We start from the raw sequence: 8,618 nt of genomic DNA, 5'->3' as shown, positions 1-8,618 counted from the left end.
CTCTGCATGACAGTATGTTTTGTGATTTAGTTTCTATTTGTTAGATGCTTCACTGCGTTCTGCATGACAGTTGGTTTCATGATTTGGGTTTTAATGATGAGATGCTTCACTGCGTTCTGCATGACAGTTTGTTTCATGATTAGGGTTTTAATGATGGGATGCTTCGCTTAGTTGCTCTTCGCTCTGCATGACAATTGGTTTCATGATTTAGTTTTTATTGGTGAGTTTTGAATTATTTATTGTAAAAAATCCTCGGGGGACGAGGATTTTAAAATGGGATTTACCTTTTTACAATACTTCAATAAGTTGTAAGACATTAAAGGCTCCATTTTTTAAGGGGTATTGGGTGTTGTTTACATCTTGATAGAATGTAATCTTAAAAAAATAAAATGGGGTTCCAGTACCTGTGGGCGTGGTTGCGGGCGTTAACGTTAAAGGCGCTGCTGTGTTGTTAATTATTAAATTCACAGTAGGGCTGACTTGTAAATTTGAAGTGTTATCACTGAAATTCAGATTTAAGAAGCCTGCGTTGAAACTCACATGTGTTGCTCCGCTTGGACTATTTAATTGCTGCGACGGTATAAAATTAGGAATACTAATTTCGCCTGTCGTCGTATCTAATGTAAACGCCTCAAGTAAAACGCTATTTAAAAGGCATTGCTGTTAAAGTCGAATCCCTTGATGGCATCTTTACCATCGGTAGTTGTGATTCCGATACTTACTTTTCGTTGTCCCCTCGCTGAGGTTAAGTCGGCATTTTTCACGCGACTCATCACTTGTGTCAATCTAGATGTCATCCGGTTATCTTTAGCATCTGTTAACAAGGCTGTAATGGCGTGCCGCAGTTGCTTGCCAGATGTTGCCGATTGGGCGAATTCGGTATTGTTTTCTCGTGTTCGCACAAACGCAGGATCGTTTAATATGCGGTCTTTGCTAACACCGCCTTTAGACCGGATGTAGTATCCGTCTTCTCCTTTATAGAAGGTTACCTCTCCGATAGAGCCTTCTACATTAAATAATGATTTGTATTTTGCCATGATCTTATAGAATTTATGCAGGTTATAACTGTTGAATTTTAGCCACAAACCCAAGCGTGATTTTAGCTGTTTTGTGCATTTCGGTGAGCAACAACCTGCGGTTAAAACTTATGATCTATAAACCTATGTAGGTTCCCGGGATGCGTTGGGCTAATGCTTACATGTTATTCAACGCTACATGGATTTAAGGGATCTCTTAGTTCTAAATTACAACGAGAGCTTTATTGTTTTTTATAAGGTTCCTGAAAGTTCCTAAAATTTCTTATTTTGTATTAGAACTTCCTCTATTTTCCAGTTTATTCCTGTTTTTTCTACATTTTGCCATGCTGTGGCCTATAGGTTTTCATATACTCCCCATAAGGTATCCATGGCTTTGGTATGGCTTTGATATGGCGTAACAGTAGTAAAGCCTTAATTAATTGTTTATTCTAATTTTTTTAACGGCGTCTCTCATATGCTTTTTTATACCGTTTAAGTCAGTGGTATAGCTGATTTAGTGGCGGTGGGACTACGGCTATTTTAAGTGTATTGTAGGATTAAAATGTATTTTATTGCAAGTATTTACTTCAATTTTTTATTTATGGCACTTTTATTGTGTTGAAAAAATTAATAATCGTCTTATTATGAGTGTATTGTGGGGCTTGATCTTCAAAGCCTTCTCACGTTTACCTCACTTCAATTTGGGTTTACATTCTTTTATTTCCCCTTTTTTGAGGTGTGATGTTTTACTTTCAGTGGGGTTGGTGGTTTATATTAGAGGTTATTCGGATAAAATATAATTATACATGACAATGGCTTAAAATGTTACGCAGAATGGGATATCGTATGTTTTTAAATAGTAATGATGTTGCAATCCTTATGGGGGTTTGTAACAAAACGGCTAAGCGATACATACAGGATATTCGTCAGGAATACCATATTGTTAATCGTAAACAGATTACTATTCGGGAGTATAGTGAGTATTATAAAGTGCCTTATGATGATGTGTTGCGGGCTTTGCTTAGTCGGGTGGTTAATGGTAAGTTGGTGAGAGGGTGAAGGGTGAGGGGTGTGTGGTGTTTGGTGAGTTGTAGGAAGTGATTTGGGGTTCTGTTTTTGAGATGCTTCGCTGCGTACCTTGCTCTGCATGACAGTTGGTTTCATGATTGGGGTTTTAATGATGAGATGCTTCGCTTCGTGCCTTGCTCTGCATGACAGTATGTTTCGTGATTTAGTTTCTTTTGGTGAGATGCTTCACTGCGTTGCTCTTCGTTCTGCATGACATATAGGTTTGTTGTTTTTTTTGGTTCTATTATGAGATGCTTCGCTTCGTTGCTCTTCGCTCTGCATGACAGTTTGTTTCATGATTCAGTTTCTTTTGGTGAGATGCTTCACTACGTTCTGAATGACAGTTGGTTTCATGATTTAGTTTTTATTGGTGAGATGCTTCACTGCGTTCTGCATGACAGGAGTTATTGGTGATTGGTGAATAGTGAATGGTGTTTGTTGAGTTGTATGAAGTGATTTGGGGTCTATTTGTGAGATACTTCGCTGCGTACCTTGCTCTATATGACAGATAAGTTTGTTGTTTTTGGGTTTTAATGTTGAGATGCTTCACTGCGTTGCTCTTCGTTCTGCATGACAGTTGGTTTCATGATTGGATGTTTTTTGTCATTTCGACGGAAGGAGAAATCTAATTCTGGGTTTATTTTGATTTGAGGCTTATTTATGAGATGCTTCGCTGCGCTCTGCATGACAGTTGGTTTCATGATTTAGTTTTTATTGGTGAGATGCTTCACTGCGTTCTGCATGACAGGTGGGTATTGGTGAATGGTGTATGGTGAGTAGTGAGGGGTTAATGTTGAGTTGTTAATAGTTATTTGGGATTTGTTTTGTTTGCTAATTATGACAAGTAGCGGTGTGTATTTTTGATTGAAAGTATGGAGGAACTAATAAATGATAATTCAAAACTTTTAAGTCAGATGCTTTTATTATATTAGCCCATTATTTTGGTATACGGACTGCTATAGTTTGTAGGCTTAAGTGCCACACCAAAAACCAATACAACCAACTATTAGTCATTCATGATTATCCTTAAAGCAGAAAACATTAGTAAGCAATACCGCCTAGGTTTGATAGGTACAGGTACCATTAGTCACGATTTAAACCGATGGTGGCATCAGGTGCGTGGTAAGGAAGACCCGTATTTAAAAATTGGGGAAGTGAATAACCGCAGTACCAAGGGAGATAGTGCTTATGCTTGGGCTTTACGCGATATCAATTTCGAGGTACAGCAAGGTGAAGTTTTAGGGATTATTGGTAAAAACGGTGCTGGAAAAAGTACGTTGTTAAAAATACTGTCTCGCGTAACCAGTCCGAGTACGGGAGAAATAAAAACCCGTGGACGCATTGCCTCTTTACTAGAAGTTGGAACTGGGTTTCATCCGGAATTAACGGGACGTGAAAACATCTACCTGAACGGTGCGATACTGGGGATGACTAAGGCTGAAATAAAAGCTAAAGAAGATGAAATTATAGCATTTAGTGGTTGTGAGCGCTATGTCGATACGCCTGTAAAACGTTACAGTAGTGGGATGCGCGTCCGTTTAGCTTTTGCTGTAGCTGCCTTTTTAGAACCCGATATTTTAGTGATTGATGAGGTGCTAGCCGTGGGAGATGCTGAGTTTCAGAAGAAAGCCATCGGGAAAATGCAAGACATTAGCCAAAGTGATGGACGTACCGTGTTGTTTGTGAGTCATAATATGGCTGCAGTTAAAAACCTGTGTACACGAGCCATTGTTTTGGAACATGGACAAACGGTATTTGAAGGAGATGTAGATGAGGCTATTAATTATTATTTGAATTCGAAAGAAGACGTTATAGCCATTAAAGATATAAAAAATAGAAAAGGGAATGGAGTTGTAAAGGCTAGTGAAGTAATTGTTTACGGTGCTGGTAAAAATACGAAACCACAATCTGGACAACCTTTTTATATTAAATTTGAATTGGAAAATTATAAAGGTTATACCTCTAAAGACATACAGTTTGATATACGCATAGATGATGGTGTTGGACAGCGTATTGCTTGGTTAAGTACAACATTGCTAGATGAAAATTTACATAATGAAGTAATTAACACTATTACTTTTCAAATTGACAAGCTCAATTTAAATAAAGGATTATATCACTGTACAATTTATATTCAAGTCGAAAATACCGTTTCTGATTGGATACAAAATGCCTTTTCTTTTGAAGTTGTAGAAGGCGATTTTTATGGATTCGGAAAAATAGTACCTCAAAACCAAAGTAAATTATTAATGGATTTTAAAGTAAAATATGAATTATGATAAAACGGATAAAAACTATTATACAAGAAAATCGTATTTATCACAAGAAAACCCGTTTAATGTTACAAGAACAAGAATGGGCCAATGTATATCATGATAGTATTCGTGGATTTGAAGCAATAGAGCGATTGCCTCTAAATATAGGACGTTGGGCAGGAGGATACGCTTTTTTTTATGTTTTACATCGCATTTTAAAGGATTATAAACCAGATACCATATTAGAATTTGGGTTAGGAGAGTCCAGTAAGTTTGTGTCTACATATATAACACATTATTTACCTAATACTCAACATCAAATTATTGAAGAAGATTTAAGTTGGGAAAAAACTTTCAATAATCAATTTCAATTACATGAAAATTCTAAGATTACTTTATGTCCATTAGAAGAGAAAAAAAATAAGGGTTTTGTTTGTAATCATTATTCTGGATTAAAAGAGGTGGTAAAGACAACATTTAATTTATATATTATTGATGGACCCAACGGAAGTAAACGATATTCACGATATGATATTATGTATATTGTGTCTTTGCTTAAGACAACAGATGAGTTTATAATCATGTTCGATGATTTTGATAGAAAGGGAGAACAAGATACTTTTGAAGATTTGAAGCTATATTTTAATTCACGAAGTATAGATTTCGTATTTAGGGATTATAAAGGTGCAAAGACATTAAGAGTTATAGCTTCTATAGGCTATCGTTATGTAATGAGTTTATAGCTTAATTATTTGTTTTGACTTATTATTGCATCATAAGTTTTCTGAAAATTTGCTAAGAAATAAGGTGTTTATGATTTAATGAAGTTGTTTAATTAATTAAAAAATGATGGCAGAAAAAAAACTTGTATCTATAATTATACCTACTTATAACCGTGCTCATTTAATAAATGAGACCTTGGATTCGGTCTTGTCACAAACATATCAAAATTGGGAATGTATTGTTGTTGATGATGGTAGTACAGATAATACAAGTAATGTTATGCAGACTTATATTTCTATAGATTCACGTTTTAAATATCATCATCGACCTATTGATCGTTTATCTGGAGGTAATGCTGCCCGTAATTATGGTTTTGAATTGAGTAAGGGGGAGTGTTTAATATTTTTAGATTCCGATGATATCATAATTAATACCATCTTAGAACATAGAATGAAATATTGTAATACTCATGATTTGGATATACTGATTAATCCAACAGGTACCTTTAATAATGTTATAGGAGATTCAGATCTTTTATGGAATAAGGTAGAAGAGAATAGTAGTGTTATTGATTTTGTAAAACGTTTTTTTCATATGGATATGCCTTGGCATACAAATGGACCTACTTGGAGTAGGTCGTTTTTCAAAAAAGTAGGAGGTTGGAATGAGACTTTAGGAGCGTGGCAAGATTGGGAATTGCATTGTAGGTTATTATTTTATAATCCAAACATTTTTATTAATGTGAATGGTGTTGATAATTATTTTCGGGTTTCTGAGCATAGTAGTATTGGTAAGGCATACAAATCAAAAGCTTATTTATTATCTATACTTAATGCTATATTATCAATTAACACATTGTTAGAACAGGATAAAAAAAAATACTTTAGTGTAAGAAAAAGTTACTCTAAGTTGATTTTTAAAATGTTAATAAATTTTCCTTTAGAGAATGGTCATTTGTGGTTTCCTTTAAAACTTTTGTTCAAAGGAACTTTTTTTAAAGGTGTAAGTCGAATAAGTTTTTTTAAGTTTTATGTAACAGATTTGTTGATGAAAAGTTATAAGATTAAAAAGATTGTATTGAAAAAAACTTATGTAAAGCATCAATTGAAAATGAATTTAAATAGTAATTATTTAAAATATAAACAAAGCAGTTTAGATTCTGAAAATATAATCTACAATGTAAACTGGCATTAAATCTAATTTTTTGATTTATTAATGTAAAAAGTTAAAGTCAATTTTATTTGACTCAGATAACAATATTCATGATTATGAAGATATTGATTGTAAATACATATGATAAAGGTGGTGCCGCTAATGCGTGTTTGAGGTTACATGAAGGATTGTTGAATGAAAATTTAAATTCTAAAGTTTTACTTAAACATAAAAGAAAGGGTGTTGTTAATACCTTTGAATATGATCTAAAAAATAGAACATTTATAAGTAAAGGTGTTCAAAAAATTTTAACACTTATAAATATAGTATTTAAAAAACAGCGAAGAAAAATGTTAGAGGAAAGACCTAATGGTTTAGAGATGTTTAGTTTTCCTGAATCGAGGGTTGATATAACAAAATCTGAGTTATACAAAGAGGCAGATTTAATTAATTTACATTGGGTTTCTGATTTTGTAGATTATAAATCTTTTTTTCAGAAAAACACAAAACCAGTTGTATGGACTTTGCATGATATGAATCCATTTACAGGGGGAGAACATTTTGAAGAAATTTATTTTGGAATGAATAATTCAGGACAGCCAAATCTAAGAGTAAATAATATAAAAGAAAAAGAAATTGCTGAAAAACATCTTTCATTAAAAGAAAACGTAATGAAAAATGTTAATAATTTAACAGTCGTAGCTCCATCTATGTGGTTAGCAGAAGAAGCGAAGCAAAGTTCTGTATTTAGGAATAAAGATATTTACTGTATTCCTTATGGTATAAATACTGATGTGTACCAACCTAGAAATATGGAATATTCAAAGTCATTATTTAAAGTACCTATGAATAAAAAGGTCATCCTTTTCGTTTCAGACTCAATAAGTAAAGAACGGAAAGGATTTAAGTATTTAAGTGAAGCTATAAAAAATATTGATAGAGATGATGTAATATTATATGCTGTAGGGGCGAAAAAATCAAATGATGCTCATTTAAATAATGTAGTTTATTTGGGAGAGATCAAGGACGAATTGATGATGAGTATGATTTATTCTATGGCGGATGTTTTTATAATGCCTTCCTTAATGGATAATTTACCCAATACAGTATTAGAATCCTTGTTATGTGGTACCCCAGTCGTTGGATTTCCTGTGGGTGGAGTTGTGGATATGATAAGTACGGGACAGAATGGAATCTTGACTGACGAGATTAGTAGTGTAGCACTGCGTATATCAATTATTAATATTTTAAACTCTCTAACATCTTTTGATAGAAATAAAATTAGAGAAAATGCGGTAGCTAAATACGATTTGAAAGTACAAGCAAAAGCCTATTTAAATTTATTCAACACTATTTTAAATACTAAAAAAGATAAAATTTGATAGCTCCTTGGCCAAAAATATCTGTAGTAACCCCTGTCTTTAACCAAGTTGAGTATATTGAAGCAACAATTCAATCTGTTGTCAATCAATGCTATCCTAATCTAGAATATATTATTATAGATGGCGGCAGTACAGATGGAACATTAGACATTATTAAAAAATATGATAATGAAATAGCTGTGTGGAGAAGTGAACAAGATTCAGGAATGTATGAGGCCCTAAACAAGGGTTTTAAAATTTCTACAGGAACAATTATGTGTTGGATAAATAGTGATGATTTGTTATTACCAAATTCATTATTTAATATGTGCAGATTATTTAATGACTTACCTGAAGTAAATTGGATACAAGGATTAAATAGTTTTATAGATTTAAAAGGGAACATAGTAAATGTATCTTTTGCAAAAAAAATTAGTTTTATAAAATTTTTGAATAGTGACTATAGATGGATTCAGCAAGAATCTACGTTTTGGAGGCGTAGTTTATGGGAAAAAGCGGGAGGTTACGTAGATCAAGGTTTAAAATACGCTGGTGATTTTGAATTATGGTTTAGATTCGCAAAATATGATAAATTATGTAGAAGCACATTAAGTATTGGAGGATGGAGAAAACGAGATAATCAATTATCTCAAAAATTTGTAGATACTTACATTTTAGAAATATCAAATGTTATAGCTGGCTATGAACAAACAGGTTTAGAGAAACTTCAATTAAAAAAAATTAAAAAGATTAATTATTTTATTAATATTTTGCTTAAAACAAAGATTATTAAAGCATCTTATTTTATTAATCTACGTGAAGAAATGTATGATCTAGATGGCACTAATATTCAATATTCTTATACTTTAAATAAGTTTACTGTATCTTAATTTTTTATTTAAATGACATTCATTTCAATTATCACCATAAATTACAAAGACTATACAGAGTGTTATTAAGCAAACCTATAATGGAATAGAATATGTGGTTATTGATGGTGGGTCTACCGATGGAAGTGCTACTTATATAAAACAACATGACTC

At 32.9% G+C, this 8,618-nt stretch carries 10 protein-coding genes; 7 read left to right on the top strand and 3 right to left on the bottom strand.

Annotated features, from left to right (window positions below; genetic code table 11):
- Nucleotides 1-288: 288 nt before the first annotated feature.
- Together AST99_RS18880 and AST99_RS18875 are read right to left on the bottom strand one after the other, a co-directional pair.
- Complete coding sequence (locus AST99_RS18880) at nt 289-468, bottom strand: hypothetical protein (RefSeq protein ID WP_232301607.1); 180 nt, start codon at nt 466-468, stop codon at nt 289-291.
- 179 nt (nt 469-647) lie between these two features.
- Nucleotides 648-1,037: a hypothetical protein gene (locus AST99_RS18875; protein ID WP_232301606.1), complete on the bottom strand. Its 390-nt coding sequence runs from the start codon at nt 1,035-1,037 to the stop codon at nt 648-650.
- An 813-nt stretch (nt 1,038-1,850) separates the two neighbouring features.
- Here AST99_RS18875 and AST99_RS09650 point away from each other — a divergent pair.
- Complete coding sequence (locus AST99_RS09650) at nt 1,851-2,075, top strand: hypothetical protein (RefSeq protein WP_057781631.1); 225 nt, start codon at nt 1,851-1,853, stop codon at nt 2,073-2,075.
- Nucleotides 2,076-2,614: 539 nt separating this feature from the next.
- Here AST99_RS09650 and AST99_RS18600 read toward each other — a convergent pair.
- Nucleotides 2,615-2,770 carry a hypothetical protein gene (locus AST99_RS18600; protein WP_157486348.1) on the bottom strand — a complete coding sequence of 52 codons (156 nt, stop codon included), beginning with the start codon at nt 2,768-2,770 and terminating at the stop codon, nt 2,615-2,617.
- Nucleotides 2,771-3,100: 330 nt separating this feature from the next.
- Here AST99_RS18600 and AST99_RS09645 point away from each other — a divergent pair, with 330 nt between their 5' ends.
- The 6 genes from AST99_RS09645 to AST99_RS18985 form a co-directional block, all read left to right on the top strand.
- Nucleotides 3,101-4,363, top strand: a complete 1,263-nt coding sequence (locus tag AST99_RS09645) for an ABC transporter ATP-binding protein (RefSeq protein WP_057781630.1) — start codon at nt 3,101-3,103, stop codon at nt 4,361-4,363.
- The gene (locus AST99_RS09640; protein WP_057781629.1) at nt 4,360-5,082 is read left to right on the top strand and encodes a hypothetical protein; all 723 of its coding nucleotides are present in this window, start codon (nt 4,360-4,362) and stop codon (nt 5,080-5,082) included. The genes AST99_RS09645 and AST99_RS09640 overlap by 4 nt, the downstream gene beginning before the upstream one ends.
- A gap of 103 nt (nt 5,083-5,185) precedes the next feature.
- Nucleotides 5,186-6,256 carry a glycosyltransferase family 2 protein gene (locus AST99_RS09635; protein WP_057781628.1) on the top strand — a complete coding sequence of 357 codons (1,071 nt, stop codon included), beginning with the start codon at nt 5,186-5,188 and terminating at the stop codon, nt 6,254-6,256.
- Between the two features lie 74 nt (nt 6,257-6,330).
- A complete protein-coding gene (locus AST99_RS09630; protein ID WP_198151463.1) occupies nt 6,331-7,596 on the top strand; it encodes a glycosyltransferase in 1,266 nt (421 codons plus the stop codon).
- Nucleotides 7,593-8,465 (top strand): glycosyltransferase family 2 protein, encoded by an 873-nt coding sequence (locus AST99_RS09625; RefSeq protein ID WP_057781626.1) that lies wholly within the window; start codon nt 7,593-7,595, stop codon nt 8,463-8,465. The genes AST99_RS09630 and AST99_RS09625 overlap by 4 nt, the downstream gene beginning before the upstream one ends.
- Before the next feature lie 40 nt (nt 8,466-8,505).
- On the top strand, nt 8,506-8,618 hold a 113-nt coding region (locus AST99_RS18985; RefSeq protein ID WP_157486349.1), incomplete at its 3' end, for a glycosyltransferase.

Origin of the sequence: Formosa algae, from assembly GCF_001439665.1 — a bacterium.
Lineage (GTDB): Bacteria > Bacteroidota > Bacteroidia > Flavobacteriales > Flavobacteriaceae > Formosa > Formosa algae.
Note: the sequence above shows the minus strand (reverse complement) of the source record. Positions and strands in the feature narration are given on the sequence as shown.